This is a genomic window from Pontibacter sp. FD36 (genome assembly GCF_015686655.1).
GTDB lineage: Bacteria > Bacteroidota > Bacteroidia > Cytophagales > Hymenobacteraceae > Pontibacter.
The window spans coordinates 36,767-59,236 of record NZ_JADPMP010000007.1 but is presented as its reverse complement, the minus strand read 5'-3'; the positions used below and the strand labels follow the sequence as shown (position 1 = coordinate 59,236).

Here is a 22,470-nt window from a genome sequence, read left to right as displayed (position 1 = left end):
AATAATTCGATTATAGCCAAAAAAAGCGCCGTACATTCCTGCACGGCGCTTTTTTTATAGTATCAGCTGAAGGAGCTTACAGTTTTTTCAAACCCTTCTGCTCCTGCTTGCTTCCCTCCTTCACGCTCACAGCCACACCACCGCCAGAGGCCAGATGCTGCTTCAGCACGCTCTTCGAGTTCACGAGCACTTTGCGGATTTCGTACTTCTGTGGATTCTTATTCCAGCTGGCATCCTTCGCATCTGCATAAATAGTCGCGATGTAGTTTTTGCCTTTTGGCAGGTAGTCGAAACGGATGTTGGCAGTACGGGTGTTTTCGTCGGTTATACCCCCGATGTACCACTCGTTCTTACCTTTCGCTTTACGGGCAATCGTCACATAGTCACCCGGCTCGGCTTCCAGCACCCAGGTATCGTCCCAATCTAAGGCTACGTCTTTGATGAACTGAAACGCATCCGGGAAGCGGGTATAATTGTCCGGAATGTCAGCGGCCATTTGCAGCGGGCTGTACATGGTCACGTAGTAAGCCAGTTGCTTCACTAAGGTAGTGTTCACACGCTGCTCACCGCCGTGGTAGTACGACAGGTCCGTCTGGAAAATGCCAGGTGTATAGTCCATCGGGCCACCCATCAGGCGGGTAAACGGCAGAATAGTCGCGTGGTCTGGGGCCAGACCGCCCATTGCCTCAAACTCAGTACCACGGGCAGATTCCTGCGCCAGCCAGTTCGGGAAGGTACGGTGCAAACCAGTTGGGCGAACCGCCTCGTGACTGTTGATCATGATCTTATACTTTGCCGCTGTATTGGCCACGTAGTTGTAGTGGTTCACCATCCACTGTCCATCATGGTGCTCACCGCGTGGGATGATCTTACCTACATAGCCTGTCTTCACAGAATTATAGCCATGGTCCTGCATGAACTGGAAGGCCTCATGCAGACGACGCTCGTAGTTGGTGGCAGCTCCTGAAGTTTCGTGATGCATCATCACACGCACACCTTTCGACTCCGCGTATTTCTGAACTTCCTTCACATCAAAATCAGGATAGGCCGTCACGAAATCAAATACTTCCTCTTTCCAGTTACCGAACCAATCTTCCCAGCCTATGTTCCAACCTTCGATCAGTACCGCATCGAAACCGTGCTCAGCAGCAAAGTCAATGTGCTTTTTGGCATTCTCAGTGGTCGCACCGTGGCGGCCACTTGGAGTTAATTTGGTATAGTCGTCAGTTAACTTCACATTGGTTTCTTTGCCATAAGCCCAGGTGCTCTTACCCGCCACAAAGTACTCCCACCAGATACCGATGTACTTCACTGGCTTGATCCAGGACACGTCTTCATAAGCAGTCGGTTCGTTCAGGTTCAGGATCAATTTGGAGGCTAGAATGTCCGTGGCTCTATCACTTACGACAATGGTTCTCCAAGGCGTTTGCGCATCGGTTTGCAGATAGCCTTTGTTACCTACCGCGTCCGGTGTCAGGTGCGTGCTGAACTTAAAAGTCTTCGGGTCCACGTTCAGATTCATAGCCGGGTAGTTGAGCAAAGCTGCTTCGTGTATGTTGATGTAGAGTCCGTCCGAAGATTTCATCATCGAAGGAGTCTGTACAGCTAAGGTTTTAATCGGATGCTGCGCATGCACGTCGATGGTAGCTTTCTCCATCAGGCCTGGTATCTGCGAGATCTGAGAAGTGGTATAAGCATACTCGTTCGTGTCGTAGTCGCCTGGTATCCAGAAGATCTTGTGATCGCCGGTTAAGTTGAACTCCGTATGCTCTTCTTTGATGATAAAGTACTTGAGCTCCGGCTGCTGCGGGAATTCGTAGCGGAAGCCCAGCCCGTCGTTGAACAGGCGGAAGCGGATGCGGATGTGGCGGTCCTTGTGCTCTTTCTGGTTGAGTGTCACCAACAACTCATTGTAGTTGTTGCGGATGGTTTTCTGTTCTCCCCATACCGGCTCCCAGGTGTCGTTCACACTATTCTGTTCTGTCTTGGCTACTGCAAAACCGTTCATCATAGAAGGCACGTCTTTCATCTCAAAGCCCATTTTGCTTTGCTTGATGACCGGCTTCTTTTTGTAAGTAAGCTGGTAGGTAGGCACTCCGTTGGCGGCCAGTTCAAAGGTCATGCTCAGGTTCTTGTCCGGAGAGGTGATCGTTTGCGCCTGTACCAGTACGGTGATCAGGAACAGGAAAAGGAAAAGTGACAGCCGCTGTGAGATGCGCCCTATCAGGTTAGCGTTTTGTTGCATAGTGTAGAAAATGAAACATGTTATGTAGAAACCGCTGATTGTACTCCCGCAGCCTCCTACAGGTTATGGATGATGCATGCAAATTACATTAAAAATCGCTTTATCGCGAGGCTGGCTTACTAACACCTTCTCCCACAAGCCGTATACCTGTTCCAAATACTACTATATTCCCATGGAAATCATTCACGACGAAGAAGACACCCGCTTTTATATTATCCTCGAAGGAGGTGAGGCTGAGCTTACTTATTCCATCACCGATCAGGGACATATGGACTTTGACCATACCTATGTGCCCGAAACCCATCGTGGGCAAGGTATAGCCGACAAGCTGGTAAAGGAAGGACTAGAACATGCCAGGGAGTGCAAATGCCAGATTGTACCCTCCTGCCCCGTTGTCGAAGCCTATGTGAAGCGACACAAAGAATACAACGACATTGTGTGTTGGGAGTAACTTATACCTGCTGCTCTTTATTTTGCGGCCGGAGCAACAACCAAACGATCAGCCCTATTGGCCAAACCATGAACAGGACCATCAGGGCCACCAACCAGGGTGATTTCCCTCTTCGGCGGGCATCGTTGTAAGACCAGATCACACTCCACACCACAAACACTAATAGCACGATACTGATCAGTATACCGATCAAACCCAAGCCTGTGAAGAATGATGAAAAACTGTACTCCATAATTGCCTACATCAAATCATTATAACGCAGGCTTTATCCTCTGGTTGAGGTACATCTATATCTCCCGGCGCATTCTCCCGTACATGAATCATTAATATAATATGACCGGCATCAGGCCGAATTGCAGAACAAACCTACAAGAATGAAAGACGAGAATCAGAAATACCTGTGGTGGCAGGAAGGCGTAATATATCAGATCTACCCACGCTCGTACCAGGACAGTGACGGCGATGGCGTAGGCGACTTGCAGGGCATCATCCAGCGACTGGACCACATCAAGTCACTGGGCATGACGGCCATCTGGATTTCTCCCATCTTCTCCTCCCCTATGGCTGACTTTGGCTACGACATTTCTGACTACTGTGGCATACATCCGCTGTTCGGGACCATGGAGGATTTTGACGAGCTGCTGCAGGCCGTACACGACCGGGGTATGAAGTTGATCCTCGACCTGGTGCCCAACCATACTTCCAACGAACACCCCTGGTTCAAGGAGTCCCGCTCCTCCAAAGACAATCCGAAGCGCGACTGGTACATTTGGGAGAACGCCAACGAAGACGGTTCTGAGCCGAACAACTGGCTCAGTGTGTTTGGTGGCAGTGCCTGGGAGTGGGACGAAAAGACGCAACAGTACTACTACCATGCCTTCCTGAAAGAGCAGCCCGACCTGAACTGGCGCAATCCGGAGGTGCAGGAGGCAATGATGGACGTGATGCGCTTCTGGCTCGACAAGGGAGTAGACGGCTTCCGGGTGGACGTAATGTGGCACATGATCAAAGATGACCAGCTACGCGACAACCCCACCAATCCGAACTACAAATCGCACCAGGCTACTTACGAAAAGCTCATTCCGGCCTACTCTACTGACCAGCCGGAAGTACACGACATTGTACACATGATGCGCAAAGTGCTCGACAGCTACGACGAACGCATGATGATCGGCGAAATCTACCTGCCCATCCACAAGCTCATGACCTATTACGGCACTGACAAAAACGGAGCGCACCTGCCCTTCAACTTTCTACTGCTTTCTACTGACTGGGATGCAGGAGAAATCGCCTCTAACATCAACCAGTACGAGGCTGCACTGCCGGAAGGCGGCTGGCCAAACTGGGTACTCGGCAACCACGACCAGTCACGCATCTCCAGCAGGGTTGGTCAGGACCAGGCACGGGTAGCGGCGATGCTCCTGCTCACGCTGCGCGGCACACCTACGATCTACTACGGAGATGAGATCGGCATGCGCGACGTACCTATACCCGAAGAGGAGGTGCAGGACCCACAGGGCCTCAACATGCCCGGGCTCAACCTGAGCCGAGACCCGCAGCGTACGCCCATGCAATGGGACGACAGCGAAAATGCCGGTTTCAGCTCATCTAAGCCTTGGTTGCCATTGCCAGCAAACCACCGTCGGGTGAATGTAAAGGCACAGGCCGACGACCACGACTCCATGTTAGCGCTGCACCAGCGATTGTTGAACCTCCGTCAGAAAGAAGACGCCCTGCGCATCGGACATTACAAGCCGATGGAGGCCCAGAAACCGCTGCTGGCCTATATGCGCTATACCTCCGACACCCGCTTTCTGATACTGCTGAACCTGAGCCACAAAACCTGTCATTTCCACCCGGAGCACTTCCAGTTCGAGGGATCCATCGAAATAGACACGCTGCCAGAAAGGGAAGGAACTGAGGTGAAAGACCGGGTAAGCCTGAGTGGCGACGAAGGGATGGTGATCAGGTTAAAGCATCGAAAAGACCAATAGCATCTGCCACATCTTAATTTGACAACGAGTAGTAACAGAAATACATTAATAGAATCGTTTCCAAAAATGCAGCATCTAGTAAGTGAGTTCAGCGCCGTATTACTGCGCGATCTGGATAAACTCGCAGCAGAGATCCGGTTATTCGAGCAGGAGGAGAACCTTTGGAAAACAAAAGGCCACACATCCAACTCAGCTGGAAATCTCTGTCTGCACCTGGTCGGCAACCTGAATACTTATATCGGAGCTATATTGGGCGGAAGCGGCTATGTGCGGGATAGGGACGCAGAATTCAGTCTACGGAATATACCCAAAGAAAAACTTCTGGAACAGATTGAAGAGGTGAAGCGCACCGTCGCTTCTACGTTGGAACGCCTCTCCGCAGATGATCTGCAAAAGCCATATCCACAGCAGGTGCTTGGCTACGAAATGACCGTCAGCTACTTTCTGATACACCTCTACGGGCATTTAAACTATCATCTCGGCCAGATTAACTACCTGCGACGCATTCTGGAATAGGCATGTACTGGAAGGGATAATAAATTCAGAAATTTTAGTTCTGTAAATTATGAACTAATGAAACTAAGTTATACCTTTGTACCGTTATAGCTAAAGAATAACAAAGGCAAAGATATGACTCTTAGCGAAAAACAGCGCGAACTGATCGAACAAATCGGGATTTATCACGAAAACAATGGCTTTCAACCGGCAGTTGCCCGGGTGGTAGGCCTGCTTTTAGTGTGCGATAAACCTGAACTTACTTTTGAGGAGATCAGCGAAGGGCTCAATATTAGCAAAAGCGCTACCAGCAATGCGCTTAATATGCTCCTGAACACCGGACATATTGAATATACTACTTTTTCAGGTGACCGGAAGCGTTATTTCCGCATCAAATCGTCCAATTGGCGTGAGTTGTTTGCTAAGAAGATGGAAGATCTAAGTCACCTCAACTCTCTTTTAAAACGGGTACTGGAAGTCAGAAAACGTGATAACCCAATTTATGACACGAAACTAAATGACTTCATCAGCTTTTTGGATTATATGAAAGCGCAAATGCCCCGCCTGATCGACGAGTGGGAAAAGAGTAGAGCATAATTTTTTTAGTTTTTAAGTTCATAATTTTCAGAACTAACTACTTATATCTAAACATAATAAACAGAAACGTGAAAATCAAATATTTAGTAGTCGGATTGGCCATGCTTTTCGTGAAGCCGGTTGTGGCGCAGGAGAAGCCTGATGTACAGACGCTGAGTCTGCAGGAGGCCATCACGTATGCGCTGGAGCATAACGAGGATATGCAAAAGGCGTCCTACGACCAGCTGAGCGCCAAATACATGGTGAAAGAGGCGAAGAGTAGTGGCCTGCCACAGTTAAATGCCACAGGTAACTTTAACATGTATCCGGCTATCCCGGTACAGGTAATCCCAAACGTGTTTGAAGGCAAGCCTAATGAAATGATTCCGGTGCAGTTTGGTACCAAATACAATGCATCGGCAGGTATACAGCTGTCGCAACTGCTGTTTAACCAGTCTTACTTTGTAGGACTGAAGGCAGCTAAGAGCAGCGAGGACCTGTACCGTCTGCGCAAGGCCATGACAGAAGAGGAAGTAATGTATAACGTGAGCTCTTCTTACTTCCAGATCCTGCAGACAAAAGAGCAGTTCCAGATCATCAATGCCAACCTGGCCCGACTGGATCAGCTGGGCAAGATCCTGCAGCTACAGTACGAAAACGACCTGGCCCGCAAAGTGGATGTGAACCGCATCAAGGTGAACAAAACCAACCTGGAGACACAGCTGCAAACGCTGACCAGTGCGCTTGACCAGCAAATGAATATCCTGAAGTTCTTCATGGGTATGCCGCTGGAAGAAGGCATCGCTCTGACTGATGCCGCGATTGCACTTGATACCGGAGCCGCGGCCTTCAACAGCAGCAAAGACCTGGTGCAGGGACAGACGCAGCTGCAGTTGCTCAACAAGCAGACCGAACTAACGGAACTTCAAAAGCAGAACATCAGGGCGGGCTACTACCCTACCCTCTCTGCTACAGGTACATTTCAGTACAATGCCATGCGCAAGGAGTTTAACTTCTTCGACTCAAGTCAGCCTTGGTTCAGCACTGGCATTGTTGGCTTGCAGCTCAACATCCCGATCTTCGATGGTATGCGCAAGCACTCCCAGATCAAGCAGACGGAGTATACGCTGAAGTCGCTGGAAGCTGACCGCCAGAAACTGACCAAGAACCTGGAAGTGGCGCTTGAGAACTCTATCAGTCAGTTGCAGAACAGCTCCGCCTCCATCGCGGCACAGGAGCAGAATGTAGCGCTGGCACAGGAGGTATACGACACCACCAATGATCTCTATAAAGAAGGCATCTCCCCGCTGACCGACCTGCTCGAAGCTGAGGTAAGTCTGCGCGAAGCCAAAACAAATCTGAACAACGAAATGCTGAAGTACCAGCTGGCCCAACTTGGCTACCTGAAAGCTACCGGCGACCTAAACACATTAATTAAATAAGCATCACAAAGAACAAAATGAAAAAGCTGATTTATATCGTAGTCGTTATCGTGATTTTGGGCGCCATTGGCTTTAAGCTGATGAGCAACAAAGAGCAAATGGCCGCAAACGCCGCCGTAGCCTCCATCAAAAGCGAAGCCATACCTGTTACCATTACCGAAGTAGCTTCTGCTAAACTAGACAAGTCCTTTACGGCACAGGGTAATTTCGCCCCGATCCAGAGTCTGACATTGCTGTCTGAAACACAAGGCCAGATCAAGAGCGTGCTTAAGCGCAAAGGCGACAAAGTAAAAGCTGGCGAACTGCTGGCACAGGTTGAGAGCAATACCATGGCTGCCGACCTGGCCACTGCCCAGACAAACGCTGAAAAGGCCAAGCGTGACCTGGAGCGTTTCGAAAACCTGGCTGCCGGTGATGCCATCACAAAGCGTCAGTTGGAAGATGCCCGTCTGAATGCCAAGTCAACGGAAGCGCAACTGGTAGCTGCCCGTCAGCGCCTGACCAAGACGCGCATCACCGCCCCCATCGGTGGCGAGATTAACGAGATTCATGTGGAAGTTGGATCATACCTGAACCCAGGTACAAAACTGTACGACATCGTGAATGTGGACAAGCTGAAACTGAAAGTAAAAGCCTCTGAAAGCGAAGTCCTTCTGATCAACAAAGGTGACAAGGTAAAAGTGAAAGCTGATGCCGGTTCAGGCCAGGAATATGAAGGTACTGTGACGGCGATCGCTGCCCAGGCTGATGCAACCTTGAAATTCGACGTGGAAGTGGAAGTGAAAAATGCTGCTAACAACAACCTGCGTGCCGGTATGTATGGTACTGCTTTCTTTGACGTAGCAGACCAGCGCGACGCCATGCTGTTGCCGCGTGAGGCGATCGTAGGTAGCATCCAGAACCCACTGGTGTATGTGGTGAAGGATGGCCAGGCCAGTCAGCGTCCGGTACGTGTAGGCGTGGTAACGCAAGACCAGGTAGAGATCCTGGAAGGTGTGCAGCCTGGCGAGCAGATCGTTCGCAGCGGACAGATCAACCTGCGTGAAGGCATGAAAGTAACGGTGCTGAAGTAATGAAATATGGCGCGGGCGTCTTCGCTCGTGACTAACTATAGTGGGGCCTCTGGCCCAGCCGATAGTTACAAGCGGCCAAAGGCCGCACGATACCAAAAACGAGCGAAGACGCTCGCGCTATTAAAGCATTAAGAACATTTAGAAATGAACATAACCAAAATATCTATACAGCGCTCAACCTTGGTGGTAGTGGTCTTCACGGTCCTCACACTACTGGGTGTTGCGAGTTATAGCGCACTAAACTATGAGCTTCTTCCGAAGTTCAACCCGCCGGTGCTGACCATCTCTACCATCTACCCGGGTGCCTCGCCTAACGAGGTAGAGAACTCAGTGACAAAAGAGATTGAGGAAGCCTTGTCGGCACTTGAGAACGTGAAAACGATGCGTGGCACCTCCCTGGAGAGTTTCTCCATTATTGTGGTGGAGCTGAACCAGGGAACCAATGTGGACCTGGCCCTGCAGGACGCGCAGCGAAAGATCAACACCATCCTGGCCAACCTGCCGGATGATGCGGAGTCGCCAACGCTGAACAAGTTTGACCTCGATGACCTCCCGATCATTAAGATGGGTGCCACGGCCAACATGTCACCGACCGAGTTCTACGACCTGATCGACAAGAAGATCAAGCCGGAGCTGTCGCGCATACCAGGTATGGCTGCCATCAAAATTCTGGGTGGCCAGGAGCGTGAGATCAAAGTAAACATCGACGCGAACAAACTGGAGGCTTATAATCTCTCTATCCTACAGGTACAGCAGAAGATCCGCAACTCCAACCTTGACTTCCCTACAGGTAAGATCAAGCAGGAAAGCGGTCAGACACAGATCCGTTTGGCTGGTAAGTTTGCGTCGCTGGACCAACTGCGCAACCTGATTGTGCGTGAAGATGCAAACGGCATTGTGCGCCTTGCTGACGTAGCCGAAGTACAGGACACGCAGAAAGACATTGAAGTACTGACCCGCGTAAACAGCAGCCCGTCTGTGGGTATCACCATTCAGAAGCAGTCAGATGCGAACGCCGTAGAGGTAAGCCGTCTGACGAAGGAAGCCCTGGCTCAGTTGGAAACGGACTATGCCGACGTTGGATTGAACTTCAACATCGCCAACGACTCCTCTGACTTTACACTGGAGGCAGCCGACTCGGTACTTCATGACTTGATGATTGCCGTAATCCTGGTGGCCGTGGTGATGTTGCTGTTCCTGCACTCGTTCCGAAATGCGGTGATTGTAATGATCTCTATACCTGCCTCTTTGGTGGCAACCTTCATCTTCATGTATCTGTTTGGTTACTCGCTTAACCTGATGTCCCTGCTGGCACTCTCGCTCGTGGTGGGTATTCTGGTGGATGATGCCATCGTGGTAATTGAGAACATTCACCGCCACATGGAGATGGGCAAAAAGCCGGCGCAGGCCGCTTACGACGGTATCCGTGAGATCATGGCGACGGTTACGTCCATCACACTGGTAATTTCGGTGGTGTTTATACCTATCGCCCTTTCATCAGGCCTGGTATCGGACATTCTGCGTCAGTTCGCCGTGGTAGTGGCTGTTTCAACGATGATCTCGCTTTTCGTAGCCTTCACGTTGATTCCACTATTAGCGAGCCGTTTCTCACGCTTGGAGCACATTTCGGATAAGAACATCTTCGGACGCTTCATCCTGGCATTCGAGCGCGTACTGGACCGCATCATCGATGGTTTTACAGCCGCTTTGAAGTGGGCCTTTAACCACAAGCTGATCACGCTGGGCGTGACCATGATCTTGCTGGTAGCCTCTTTTGCACTGGTGCCACTCGGCTTTATCGGTTCAGCATTTATACCTGCCGGTGACCGTGGTGAAGTAAGCTTGCAGCTGGAGTTGCCAAAGAACGCGACGGTAGAGCAGACCAACTTTGCTACACGCCAGGTTGAACAGTACCTGGAGGGCTTCCCGGAGGTATCGAAAGTATTTACCACGGTAGGTACTACTTCTTCGGCACAGCAGGGTCAGAACACGGCCTACAAATCCGAAGTATCGGTAACGCTGGTAGACGTGAAAGAGCGTACCTTCAGCACCGACCAGTTTAGCCGTCAGGCCAAAGCTGACATTGAGAGCAAACTGCCAAACGTGGAGGTGACGCCAGTGCCGGTAGGTCTGGTGGGTAACTCACAGGCCCCTATCCAGCTGATCATCTCAGGATCGAACCTGGACAGCGTGATGGCTTTCTCGCAGCGCGTAATGGGTGTGGTAGAAAGTGTATCTGGTACAGCCGACGTGGAAATGTCAGTGGAAGGCGGTAACCCGGAGATTGAAGTAGTGGTGGACCGCGACAAGATGGCCAACGTAGGCCTGTCGCTGGAGAACGTGGGTGCAAGCATGCAGCTGGCCTTCAGCGGTAACTCTGACGTAACTTTCCGCTCCGGTACTGAAGACTACGACATCAACATCCGCCTCGACGAGTTTGATCGCCGCAGCGTAACCGACATCGCCAACCTGTCATTCGTGAACAACCAGGGACAGCTGGTGCGCCTGGGTCAGTTTGCCGACATCCGCCAGTCTACTGGTCCGTCGCAGTTGGAGCGCTACAACCGCGTGACCTCCGTGAACGTGAACTCGCAGGTAATTGGTCGTCCGTCTGGTTCGATCGGTGCAGAGATTCAGGAGAAACTGGCTGAGGTAGAAGCGCCGAAAGGTGTTAGCTACGAGTTTGGCGGTGACATGAAAAACCAGAGCGAAGGTTTCGGTACGCTGGGCGTAGCCTTGCTGGCCTCGATCATCTTCGTGTACCTGATCATGGTGGCCCTGTACGACTCTTATGTGTACCCGCTAGTAGTACTGTTCTCTATACCTTTGGCGATCATTGGTGCCTTGCTGGCCCTTGCGCTGGCACAACAGGCACTGAGTATCTTCTCGATCCTGGGTATCATTATGATGATTGGTCTGGTAGCCAAGAACGCCATTATGGTAGTCGACTTTACCAACAAGCTGAAAGATGAAGGCGTGGCCGTGAAAGAAGCCCTGATCGAAGCGGTTAGAATCCGTTTCCGTCCGATCCTGATGACGACCCTGGCAATGGTGATTGGTATGTTGCCGATCGCCTTGGCAGGTGGTTCGGTAGCCGCGACCAAAAATGGTCTGGCATGGGCTTTGATCGGTGGTTTGAGTTCTTCCATGTTCCTGACCCTGATTGTGGTGCCGATCATCTACTATGGCTTCGACCGCATCCTGGCTAAGCTTGGTATGGACAAGAAGACGGTAATCCATCTGGAAGAGAAGTCACTGGAAGAGCTGGAGCACGAAACCAAAGAGCTCGAAGAAAGAAAGATGGCGCACGAGTTTGCGCACTAAGATATTCCCCCTCCTCCTGCCCGATATAAGGCAGGAGGAGCCTGGTGGAAAGCGTGAAATAAATTACCCTTTATTTATAAACATATGGCAGATCCTAGAACTACCTTATACAAAGAGGTAATCAATCTGGTAAGCAGATTAAAAGCAATCGCCCCACATAAACTTTCCGGCCCCAAAGGACTTTGGGAAAATGGAATGGATATAGTTGACGTGGTAGATATTATACTGGCAGTAGAGAAAAAGTTTGATGTCGTGATCCCGGATGAAGTACCGGTGTATTCGATTGATGATCTGGTGAACTACCTGCAGCTAAGAAGAGCGAGTTAGTTAAAAGAATTTCCCATTTGATACATGCCAAAAAGGTGCAGGACTTTATCCTGCACCTTTTTTTATGCTGTAACAGTTCCGCACAAAACCCTCAACTGAAAACAAAAACAGTAATTTATTTATAGCTGGTAGCGATCATACTTCCGGGTTTTTCGGTCTTCCTTGCCATACATGTAGTACAACAAATACCCCACTGCATAAATCGCCAGTACTGTTAAGATGATGAATTTCTCCATAACCGCATGCTTTTTTTATCCGAGTTGCCTTATATACGAAAGTTAATAGGTTCTGGCTAATTCTCAATAGTTTAAAGAAAAATCCTGGTAAAATTTATCTAACCACCCTTGTTTAGCCTTATTCAGGTAACAATTATGCCTATTTAAGAAGATTATTAGTAAAACTATACTTTTATTTATTTAAAAACTCAACCTTTATAAAAAAACTAAGTTACAATATAAATATAAATACCGATTATACGCTCCTGCCATGTTCACCCTGCCTCCCGGACAGCAATCTCATTCATACTATACAGTAACTGAAACTTTATGCAGTCGAGAACCCAAGGAAAGCTATACCTCACAAGTCCTGCCTTTTCGCAGGGGGAGCGAATACCGATCCGCTATACCTGCGACGGTGAGAACATCAGTCCGCCGCTCGAGATCAGGAACTTGCCAAAGTACACGGAAAGCCTGGTAATCATCGTGGAGGACCCCGACGCACCACGGGGCATCTGGACACACTGGCTGGTATGGAATGTGCCTCCTACAAACCTGATCGAGGAAGGGGTTGTGCCTGGTATACAGGGGACCAACGATTTTGGGAAGCTGCATTATGGCGGTCCCTGCCCGCCACAGGGACTGCACCACTACTATTACAGAATTTACGCCCTGGATGTGATGCTGAACATCAAAGAAGGCACCGGCAGGCAGGCACTACTCCGTGTGATAGGTCCGCATGTACTCGCTTTGGGCGAACTGATGGGGGTGTATAGCCGCTACAATGTTATGATGGCATAACTGGATGCCACTGCGCCATGTGCCGGGCATGGGTGTGCAGGTAGGCGCCGGGTTGATAGAACTTGTCATAAAAAGCCAGATCCAGGTGATGCGCCTGTAGGTAGGTGCAGATAAACATAGAAGGCACCGTACCCGGAAACTTGCCGAAGGTGTCGAACACATACTGTGCCTGCAGCGCCACGCACTCCCGGAATGACTCATCGTGTACCTGGGCCGCTCCCCTAACCTTAGCACTCTCCCGCCAGGGTCCAGGTGTTGCCGGATCAAAAGGTCCCTCCCTTCCAAATTTTCGCTCACACACGGCCTCCACGGCAGCCCGCATATCCGGATAGTGAGGCGGACAATAGCCTTCCATTATACCTGACAGCCCGGTCGGATTGGGGTATGGCCAGCGTTCATCTGTATCGTAGCGAAAGCCGAGCCCTTCCACACCGGCCACACCGCTTGCCCCCAGCACACTTAAGGGGTCTATGCCATCATACATCCAGCCACCCAGCCCCATAGCTTGCAGCAGCAACGTCCCTGCATAGCAGGAAGTAGCCATTTCCGCGCATACCTCGGCAAGTGATAGCTGCTCTACAAAAGTGATGGGCCACACATTGTTCACATTCACCAGGTTTTTGAATTGCGCTATACCTGGTACTGCCTGCTTGTGGATGTCATCGTAAAGTACGAGTCCGTTTTGCAGCATATAGCAGATTGCTAGCAGCACGTGCTGGGCCAGGTCGGCTACGGGTATCACCAGGAGCGTACCGGGCTTATTGGTGACCCAGGTGTTATGCGCTTCCACAAAAGGCACTTCGGAGGGCAGTTTCAGGCGGCTATTCTGCAGCTTTTTGATGCGACTTCGCAGTGCCTGCACCACTTCATCCAGATCCAGGGATCCGTCCGCCGCCCTGTCTGCTGAGGCCGGCGCATCCCGGTTGTCTACGACATACACACCGGAGTCGTCAGTGAAGAAAGTCATGGAGGTATGGAAGCCGGCAGCTGAGGGAAAAGTACGCCCTCCTGCTGCAGCCGCATAGTTGGAGAGATGCGGCGCATAACGCTGCGCCCGGTAGATCATGTTGTGCCAACCCGTGTTGCCGGCACAGGCCGTCACCACGAGCAGTTTCTCCAGTTCAGAGAGGGGCATCGGCTCCTTTTCCGATTTGTAGGCAAACACGCCATCAGGGATTTCCGCCCCCATAAAAAAACGACGGGAGCGACGGCCCAGTAAAGCCTCTACCAACCCAAAACCCAACATATCCTTAAAACCCGGAGGTATAGCAGACTCATCCATGGCCATACACAAAAAAACCAACGTTTTATTGTACTCAAACCTCATTCAGTTAGTTGATTTTTAACTACTTACATCACACCACTTACTAAATATACCTACCTTCTTCCTGCCAAGGGCCAAAACAATAGCTGCCGCATTCTTGTAACCCTACTATGGCGTACCAAGGCATGTGCCATAGTCATTAGTAAAAAATTCTATCCTTGTTAGCAATCTTTCGTAAAGTCAAACAGTAAAACTAACTCCATATCGCATCAGCTAAACATATCGGAAAAACCATTGCCAAGGTGATACTCTGGTTCCTTGCCATTGTAGTGGGCCTGCTATTGCTCATCATCATCGCTTTGCAAATCCCGAAAGTGCAGAATTTCGCAGCTCAGAAAGGGGCCTCATACCTGGCCGGCATGCTGGACACCCGCGTAGAAATCGGGCGTTTTAAAACAGACTGGCGCAATGCCGTTGTGCTGGAGGATGTATACCTGGAAGACCAGCAGCAGGACACGCTCTGGTACAGCCAGCGCCTTGGGGTGGACATCAAACTTTGGTCACTGCTGAGCGGTGAGCTGAATATCAGCAAAATAGACCTGCAGCAGGCTACCCTCAACCTGCACATCCGGCCCGACTCAACTTCCAATTTCGATTTTCTGGCGGAGGCCTTCGCGACCGACACCACCGCAGCTCAACCCGCCGACACAACTGGAGGAATGCAAATAGACCTGGGTCTGATTAACCTGGAGAATGTATATGTCAATTTCAACGACGAGGCAGGCGGCAATCACATCAGGGCCAGAGTAGGCCAGCTCACCACCACTATGGAAGAGCTCAAGCTGGAAGAGGAGATCTACCGTCTCGATAATATTGAGTTGCGAAACACAGGTATAAATTATGTGCAAACCAAGCTTCCGCCTGACGAACCCTCAGAGCCCATCACCTTTGACTTTGGTCTGAACGGTGTGGAAGTTGAGAACTTTGCGCTGAACTATGCAAGTATACCCGCCGACCAACGCATTGAGCTCAAGCTGGGAAAATCAGAACTGGCAGTAGACAATATTGACCTGCCCAATGCCCGCATTGACCTGCGCAGCTTCGACCTGCACGACTCAAAGGTGCTCTATGTGCAGGAAAAGTTGAAGCCAACTGACTCACTGGCGGTGAACCCGGCAGAAACAGTGCGTAAACTGGACGAGTCGGTAGAGAAAACACAGGGACAGCCCGTGAATTGGGTGGTGAACCTGGGCAAGCTGAACGTAAGCGGCCTGGAGGCAGGTATGGACAATGCCGATGCGCCACGACAGGCCCGTGGTATGGACTACAACCACCTGCGCTTCTCCAACATCGAAATGGATGCGGAGGAGATCAGGTATAGCCTGAACCAGATGGGCATGCAGCTCAACCAGCTCAAGCTTGAAGAACAGAGCGGCTTCCGGGTCAATAATTTCCAATCGGATATCACGCTCGACTCCACTCATGCCCGGCTGGCCAACCTGGACCTGCAGACCGGACACAGCCGCATCAGCAAGGACCTGGCCCTGCGCTATACCTCATGGGACGATCTGACCGATAACCTGGACGCTGTTCGACTGGATTTGGACATCGACAACTCACGCATCGGTATGCAGGATGCCCTGTACTTTGCACCTGACCTTGCCGATAACCCATCGTTCCGCAAAATTGCGAATACTACGATACGCCTTGACGGTCGTGCGCAAGGGCGTCTGGACAACATCAACATACAGCAGCTGCAGGTGGCGGGTCTGCAGGGCACTGCCGTAAATGTGAGCGGCAATGTGCGCAATGCGATGGACCCGGACCGGCTGGCCATGGACCTCGACATCAACCGCATGGCGACTACCCGCACCGACATCCTGGCCCTCGCTCCTCCGGGCACGATTCCGCCTGAGATCAGAATCCCGAACAACCTGAGCATGACGGGCAGGTATAGCGGCACCCTCACCAACTTTGATCTGAATGCAGCCATCAACAGCTCTTTTGGCAACCTGAACGCCGTGGTGGACATGGACCAGGGACCGGCCGGAGCTGAGCCATTCCGGGCGACGGTCAGAACGTCAGGTTTTGACCTGGGGCAGCTCTTTACGGAAGACTACGGCGTGGGGCGTGTGGCTTTTGAGGCTACCGCGAGAGGAACTGGATTAACTCCAGAAACCATGCGCGCCGATGTACAGGCCCGCATCAAAGAAGCAAACTACAACAACTACGCCTACAACAATGTGGATGTGGATGCCCGCATCGACCGCAACCTGTACCATGTCGCAGCCCGCGCCCGAGACGAAAACCTGAACTTTGACCTGAAAGGCGACTTTAACCTGCGCAATGAAGAGCGGGGTGAGTATGTCTTTGACCTGGACCTGAAAGGCGTAGACCTGAAAGCCCTCAATTTTTATGAAGATGACCTGGGCATCAGGGGCCAGCTGCGCGGTCGCTTTGCCGGTAACGATGCCAGTGACATCAGCGGCACATTGGAAGGCGATAACGTGCGGGTGCGCCTGGAGGGTGTCTCCTACCCAATCGATTCGCTCCAATTAACCCTGCAGCAGAATATGCCAGGTACAGCCATTGCACTTAACTCCAGCATAGCGGATGCCGATATGCGCTTTACCAACGATCTGGCTGAGCTGCCCACTGCACTCGCCAAGCACTTTTCTGCCTACTTTGATCTCCAACCCGACCCGCCTTTCCCTGCTAACCTGAACCTGGGCGACTTTGAGGCTGAAGTACAATTGCGCCGTCCGGATATCATTGCCTCTTTTGTACCTGACCTGGAGCAATTGCAGGTCGATGGTCCAATCACAGCCTCCTACAACGGGGAAACGCAGGAATTCGCTATGGATGCCAACGTTGGACAGGTAGTCTATACCGACTACAACATACACGATATAGCCCTGCAGGTACGGGGTAACCGGGAGCAGATGGGCTACAGCCTCGGCGTGCGCGAGATCCGGTCGCCTTCGCTGCTGATCAACAATGTCAGCCTGGACGGAGCTGCCCGCGACAATGACATGACCCTGCGACTGGCCATGGCTGACCTCGACAGCGTGGAGCAGTTTGTGATCGGCGGTGTGCTCAACAGCCTGGGCCCGGGCTACCGTTTTGCCATTAACCCGGAGCAACTGGTGATCAATGGGGACCCCTGGTCTGTACCGCAGGACAATTACCTGCAGTTCGACACCGATCTGCTTTACGCCCAAAACGTTCGGCTGGAGCGCAACGGCAATTACGTGCTCCTCAATAGCACGGGTCCTGTTGGTCCGAATGCCCCTTTGCAGGTGGAGTTTGGCAATTTTGAGATCGGCTATATCATGGAGTCTTTCCAACAGCAGGACAGCGTGATGACCGGTGTGCTGAACGGTACCGCCACCGTCACTGATCTGATGGCCGGCAACCCGGGCTTCACGGCCGACATGACCCTGTCCAACTTCGCCTATACAGGTATACCGGTAGGAGATATTGCCCTGAAAGCAAACACGGCCGGAGAAAACCGCTACAACCTGGACATAGCACTTACCGGCAACGGCAACCAGGTGTTGGTGACTGGCTTCTATGAGATGCAGCCCGATGCTAGCCTGCTCAACCTGGATGCCAATGTGGCCAATCTGAACCTGGCCTCGTTCGGGGGCTTCACGCAAGGTATGGTAGACGATCTGGACGGCAGTGCCTCCGGCAAAATGCGCATTACCGGTACATTGGAGCAACCAAACATTCGCGGGGCGCTCGACTTTAACCAGGCACAGTTCAACCTGACGATGCTCAACACGCCCTATACCCTTCAAAACGAGCGACTGGAGTTTACGGAGCAGGGCATCAGCATGCGTGACTTTACCCTCACCGATTCGCTGGGCAACACCCTCGACATCAACGGCCGCATCCTGACGCAGAACTATACTGACTATACCTTCGACCTGCGTGCGCAGACAGATCGCTTCCTGGCCATGAATTCCACCGCCAATGACAACGACCTGTTCTATGGCAATGTGCAAATGGCTTTGAAGGCCAATATCACCGGCAGCATGATGGAGCCGAATATCGAGGTATTTGTCACAGTACTGGACAACTCTACTTTTACCACCGTAATACCCGCCGATGATGTGGCCGCAGCGGAGCGGGAGGGTGTAGTAGAGTTTGTTGCTCTGAACGATTCCCTTACCGCCATACTTAGCCGTGAAGAAGAGGATAATACCACCAGTGCGGGTTTTGTGGGTGCCAACGTCGATGCGCAGATCACGGTGACAGATGCCACGACCATCACGATTGTGATAGACCCGACCACGGGCGACAACCTGGTCGTGCGTGGCAGTGCCTCCCCGCTCTACATCGGCATTACGCCAAGCGGACAGATCAGCATGAGCGGCCGCTACGAGATCACAGAGGGCAGGTATAGCATGGACTTCTATGACCTGGTATCCCGGCAACTGGACATTACCCAAGGCAGTTACATCAACTGGACCGGCGACCCGATGATGGCCGACATGCAGATCACGGCGATCTACCGGGTGCAGACTGCCCCCATGGAGCTTCTTGCAGCCCAGACAGGAAGTATGGAGCAGGCAGATAGCCGCTTCCGAAACCAGTTGCCTTTTGAGGTGTATGTGAACCTGACAGGTGAGATGCTGCAGCCGGAAATCGGCTTTGACATTCAGCTGGAAGAAGAAGAACGCGGCGCCATGGACGGCAGCGTAGAAAGTATGCTCGGCACGCTGCGCCAGGATGAGTCGGAGATGAATAAGCAGGTGTTTGCGCTGTTGGTGCTGGGGCGCTTCCTGGCCCCTGATCCATTGGCCAGCTCTGGCGGCGGCCTGGCAGCGACTGCCCGCAACTCCCTGAGCCAGGTGATGTCGGATCAGCTGAACCAGCTTACCAACCGCTATGCCGGCGGTCTTGGTCTGGAGCTGGGCGTGAGCTCGTATGAAGACTATTCGTCCGGCTCTGCCGAAGGACGCACCGACCTGAATGTGGCTATGCGCCAGCAGTTCCTCGACGACCGCCTGACCGTGCGCGTAGGTACCGACATAGGACTGGAGGGACAGCGTGAGCCACAGCAGCGCAACATGAGCGGCTTCGGTGGCGACGTGTCCGTAGAGTACTCCATCACCAAAGACGGCAGGCTGCGGGTGCGCGGCTTCCAGCGCAACCAGTACGAGGGCTTTTTGGAAGGCGATGTGCGGGCAACCGGTCTGGCGCTGATCTTTGTGCGCGACTACGACAACTTCTCCGACCTGTTCCGCAGCCTGGAGAGTCGCGAAGCCCGCAAAGAGGAGCGCCGTATGGAGGAAGCCATCAAGTTCAATGAGCGGGAGAAGCGCAAGGAAGAGCAGGAAGCCGAAGAAAAAGTAGAAGAAGTCATCAAAGAAGAATAGAAACAAACCCTATATGACAGCAGCTTTACGCTATACCCTGTTTGCTTTATGTCTGGCGTTGAGCTGGGTATTGCCCGGTTGTAGCAGCACGAAGACAGTACCAGACGGAGACGCCCTATTTGCAGGTTTTGATGTTAAGATAAATGATGAGCAGGATAGCAGTAACCGCAGCGGCGAACTGGAGACTGAACTGAGTGCCACGGTACGCCCGCAGCCCAATGCTTCTATACTTGGCATGCGTCCTAAACTGTGGATCTACAATGCCTTCTATACCGAGAAAGAGAAGGGCCTGAAAAACTGGATCCAGAACAAGATCGGCGAACCGCCTGTGCTGCTTTCGGAGGTGGACACCTCCAGCATCAATGATGTGATGCAGGCCCGCCTGCACAACCGGGGCTATTTCCACAACTCCGTACAGAGCGACACCACCATCAAAAAGAAAAAAGCCTCCATCACCTGGACCGCCACCGTGCACGAGCCTTACCGCATCCGCAACATTTCGTATACCGCCAGCGACTCGCTGCCCATACATGCTGAGATCAGGCGGATGCAGGAAAACTCCGTGCTCAAAAAAGGAGAGCCTTACGACCTGGATAAAATGATAGCGGAGCGTGCCCGCATCGACCAGGCCCTGAAGAACAGGGGCTACTACTTCTTCGCCCCCAATATGCTCATCTTCAGTGCCGACACCACGGTAGGCAACAAGGAGGTGGATGTGCTCCTGCGCCTGAAGCAGGATAGCCCTTCCCAGGCGCTTCGTCCATACCGGATCGATGACATTTTCATCAACTCCAACTTTACCATCAACGACAGCCTGTCGGTGAGCGATACCCTCCGTTTCGACGCCTACAATTACATCCCGAACGAAAACTATGTGCGGGCGAAGCATGTGGTGCCGGGCCTGTTTCTGGAGAAGGACAGTGTATACAGCCGACGCAACCACCTGCTTACAGTCAGCAGACTCTCTGGCCTGAGTGCCTATAAGTTTGTCAACCTGCGGTACGAGCTCGACACGCTGAAAGAAGACCGCCTGGATGCATTTGTTTTCATGACGCCGGCACTTAAAAAGTCGCTGCGGGCAGAGGCGCAAATGGTCAGCAAATCCAACAACCTGGCCGGACCGGGCGTCACGGTCTCTTTCCGCAACCGGAATGCGTTCAGAGGGTCTGAGACACTCACGCTGGACCTGACAGGCCGCTTTGAAAACCAGGTAGGCGGCCGGCGGGTGGTCAGCGGTTCCGAAGAAAACCCTGAGAATCCGGCCGGATTGAACTCTTACGAACTTGGGGCGCAGGCCTCCCTTACCTTCCCACGGCTGGTGGCGCCTTTCAACCTGCCCAACCTGCGATCAGCCTTTGTGCCCAAGACGCGCATTACGCTGGGCTACAATTTCCTGAACCGGGTGCAGTTTTTCCAGATGAACTCCTTCAACGCCTCCTACGGGTATAACTGGCGTCCGAAGCAGACGATCACACACGACTTCACCCCGATCAATCTGCAGTATGTGCGCCTGGGAAAACAAACACCTGAGTTTGACTCATTGCTTACTCGAAATCCTTTTCTGCGCAGCAGCTTTGAGGAGCAGTTCATCATCGGCTCCATTTACCAGCATACCTTTAGCACCCTGGCCCTTGAGCGGAAAACGCACCAGTTCTTCAATGCCACTACGCTGGATGTATCGGGCAACCTGGTAAGTGGGGTGCAGTCGCTGCTGGGCAATGAGAAACGCGACGACGAGGCAGACCCGCCGGTGCCTCCCCGCACTATTTTTAACCAGCCTTACTCGCAGTACACCCGCATCGACAACGACTTCCGCTACTACCTCAACTTTAGCGAGCAGAGTCAGCTGGCCACCCGACTGATTGCCGGTGTGGGCTACCCCTACGGCAACTCCCGTACCATGCCCTATGTAAAGCAGTTCTCGATCGGTGGGCCGAACAGCATCAGGGCCTTCCGGGCACGCAGCATCGGGCCGGGCACTTACAACGTACCGGACGAGCAGGCCTTCTCCTTTTTTGATCAGGTGGGGGATATTAAGCTGGAAGCCAATGCTGAGTACCGCTTTCCGATCTTCGGCTTTTTCAGAGGGGCTGTGTTTGTGGACGCCGGTAATATCTGGCTGATCAACGAGACCTACGACCAGGATGGGAATCTGGACAAGCCCAAGTTCCAGGCAGGCAATCTTATCCAGGAGCTGGCGGTGGGCACCGGCTTCGGCCTGCGAATTGACATCGAGTTCTTTGTGATCCGCTTTGACCTGGGTATACCGGTACGCGTGCCCTACCTGCCGCAGGGTGAACGTTTCGTCCTCGATGATTTCAAGTTCGGTTTCAACCCCGGCCCCGGCGAACACGGCGTCGTGCTGAACATCGCCATCGGCTATCCGTTCTAAGGCAGGTAGCAGGTATAGCAACAGGTATGAGGTATAGCCGCTATACCTTATACCTGTCAACTAGCTCTTACAGAATCTCAAGCACCTTTTCTGGTGGACGCCCGATAGCTGCTTTGTCACCTTTCACCACGATAGGGCGCTCGATCAGGATCGGATTTTCGGCCATGATCTGCAGCCACTCCTCGTCGGTATAACTCTTACCAGCGTACTGCTCCTTGTATACCTGTTCGCCTTTGCGCAGCACTTGTTCTGGCTTCAGACCCAGCTTCTGCAGCACTGCTTTCAGTTCCTGTGCGGGAGGTGTGTCCTTCAGGTATTCCACCACCTGGAGCTCCTCTCCTTTTTCGCGCAGCAGCTCCAGCGTCTGGCGGCTCTTGCTGCATCTGTTGTTATGATAGATCGTAACCATCTCTAAAACTTGATTTGTTCAAAGATACGTAAAAGCAACTACAAGGCTAAAGCAGCCCCTTTACCTTCATTTCGC

The 22,470-nt window shown here is 52.2% G+C and carries 15 protein-coding genes; 11 read left to right on the top strand and 4 right to left on the bottom strand.

The window, feature by feature from the left end; translation table 11 throughout:
• Positions 1-76: 76 nt before the first annotated feature.
• Entirely contained in the window at positions 77-2,245 is a 2,169-nt protein-coding gene (locus I0P70_RS10915; RefSeq protein ID WP_196117652.1) for a glycoside hydrolase family 97 protein, read from the bottom strand.
• A 172-nt stretch (positions 2,246-2,417) separates the two neighbouring features.
• Here I0P70_RS10915 and I0P70_RS10910 point away from each other — a divergent pair, with 172 nt between their 5' ends.
• A complete protein-coding gene (locus I0P70_RS10910) occupies positions 2,418-2,696 on the top strand; it encodes a GNAT family N-acetyltransferase (protein WP_196117650.1) in 279 nt (92 codons plus the stop codon).
• A 1-nt stretch (position 2,697) separates the two neighbouring features.
• On the opposite strand, the gene I0P70_RS10905 is transcribed toward I0P70_RS10910, so the two are convergent.
• Entirely contained in the window at positions 2,698-2,928 is a 231-nt protein-coding gene (locus tag I0P70_RS10905) for a hypothetical protein (protein ID WP_196117648.1), read from the bottom strand.
• Positions 2,929-3,070: 142 nt separating this feature from the next.
• Between I0P70_RS10905 and I0P70_RS10900 the strand changes: the two genes are divergently transcribed.
• From I0P70_RS10900 to I0P70_RS10865, 8 genes are all read left to right on the top strand, one after another.
• Entirely contained in the window at positions 3,071-4,690 is a 1,620-nt protein-coding gene (locus I0P70_RS10900; RefSeq protein ID WP_196117646.1) for an alpha-amylase family glycosyl hydrolase, read from the top strand.
• A gap of 66 nt (positions 4,691-4,756) precedes the next feature.
• The gene (locus I0P70_RS10895) at positions 4,757-5,206 is read left to right on the top strand and encodes a DinB family protein (protein WP_196117644.1); all 450 of its coding nucleotides are present in this window, start codon (positions 4,757-4,759) and stop codon (positions 5,204-5,206) included.
• A 114-nt stretch (positions 5,207-5,320) separates the two neighbouring features.
• Positions 5,321-5,782, top strand: a complete 462-nt coding sequence (locus I0P70_RS10890; RefSeq protein ID WP_196117642.1) for a GbsR/MarR family transcriptional regulator — start codon at positions 5,321-5,323, stop codon at positions 5,780-5,782.
• A gap of 68 nt (positions 5,783-5,850) precedes the next feature.
• Positions 5,851-7,203 carry a TolC family protein gene (locus I0P70_RS10885; RefSeq protein ID WP_299986719.1) on the top strand — a complete coding sequence of 451 codons (1,353 nt, stop codon included), beginning with the start codon at positions 5,851-5,853 and terminating at the stop codon, positions 7,201-7,203.
• 17 nt (positions 7,204-7,220) lie between these two features.
• A complete protein-coding gene (locus I0P70_RS10880) occupies positions 7,221-8,276 on the top strand; it encodes an efflux RND transporter periplasmic adaptor subunit (protein ID WP_196117640.1) in 1,056 nt (351 codons plus the stop codon).
• A gap of 144 nt (positions 8,277-8,420) precedes the next feature.
• Positions 8,421-11,600 carry an efflux RND transporter permease subunit gene (locus tag I0P70_RS10875; protein WP_196117638.1) on the top strand — a complete coding sequence of 1,060 codons (3,180 nt, stop codon included), beginning with the start codon at positions 8,421-8,423 and terminating at the stop codon, positions 11,598-11,600.
• An 84-nt stretch (positions 11,601-11,684) separates the two neighbouring features.
• Positions 11,685-11,927, top strand: coding sequence for an acyl carrier protein (locus tag I0P70_RS10870; RefSeq protein ID WP_007660653.1), 243 nt, complete (start codon positions 11,685-11,687; stop codon positions 11,925-11,927).
• A 545-nt stretch (positions 11,928-12,472) separates the two neighbouring features.
• A complete protein-coding gene (locus tag I0P70_RS10865; RefSeq protein ID WP_196117636.1) occupies positions 12,473-12,943 on the top strand; it encodes a YbhB/YbcL family Raf kinase inhibitor-like protein in 471 nt (156 codons plus the stop codon).
• Here the strand turns inward: I0P70_RS10865 and I0P70_RS10860 are convergent.
• Positions 12,930-14,225, bottom strand: coding sequence for a hypothetical protein (locus I0P70_RS10860; RefSeq protein WP_196117634.1), 1,296 nt, complete (start codon positions 14,223-14,225; stop codon positions 12,930-12,932). The two genes, I0P70_RS10865 and I0P70_RS10860, sit on opposite strands and share 14 nt — an antisense overlap.
• Positions 14,226-14,470: 245 nt before the next feature.
• Between I0P70_RS10860 and I0P70_RS21595 the strand changes: the two genes are divergently transcribed.
• Positions 14,471-19,594, top strand: a complete 5,124-nt coding sequence (locus I0P70_RS21595) for a translocation/assembly module TamB domain-containing protein (protein ID WP_370583208.1) — start codon at positions 14,471-14,473, stop codon at positions 19,592-19,594.
• Between the two features lie 13 nt (positions 19,595-19,607).
• Positions 19,608-21,986: a BamA/TamA family outer membrane protein gene (locus tag I0P70_RS10850; RefSeq protein ID WP_196117622.1), complete on the top strand. Its 2,379-nt coding sequence runs from the start codon at positions 19,608-19,610 to the stop codon at positions 21,984-21,986.
• Positions 21,987-22,053: 67 nt separating this feature from the next.
• Here the strand turns inward: I0P70_RS10850 and arsC are convergent, their stop codons facing one another.
• Positions 22,054-22,395: an arsenate reductase (glutaredoxin) gene (arsC, locus tag I0P70_RS10845; protein WP_196117621.1), complete on the bottom strand. Its 342-nt coding sequence runs from the start codon at positions 22,393-22,395 to the stop codon at positions 22,054-22,056.
• Between the last annotated feature and the right edge of the window lie 75 nt (positions 22,396-22,470).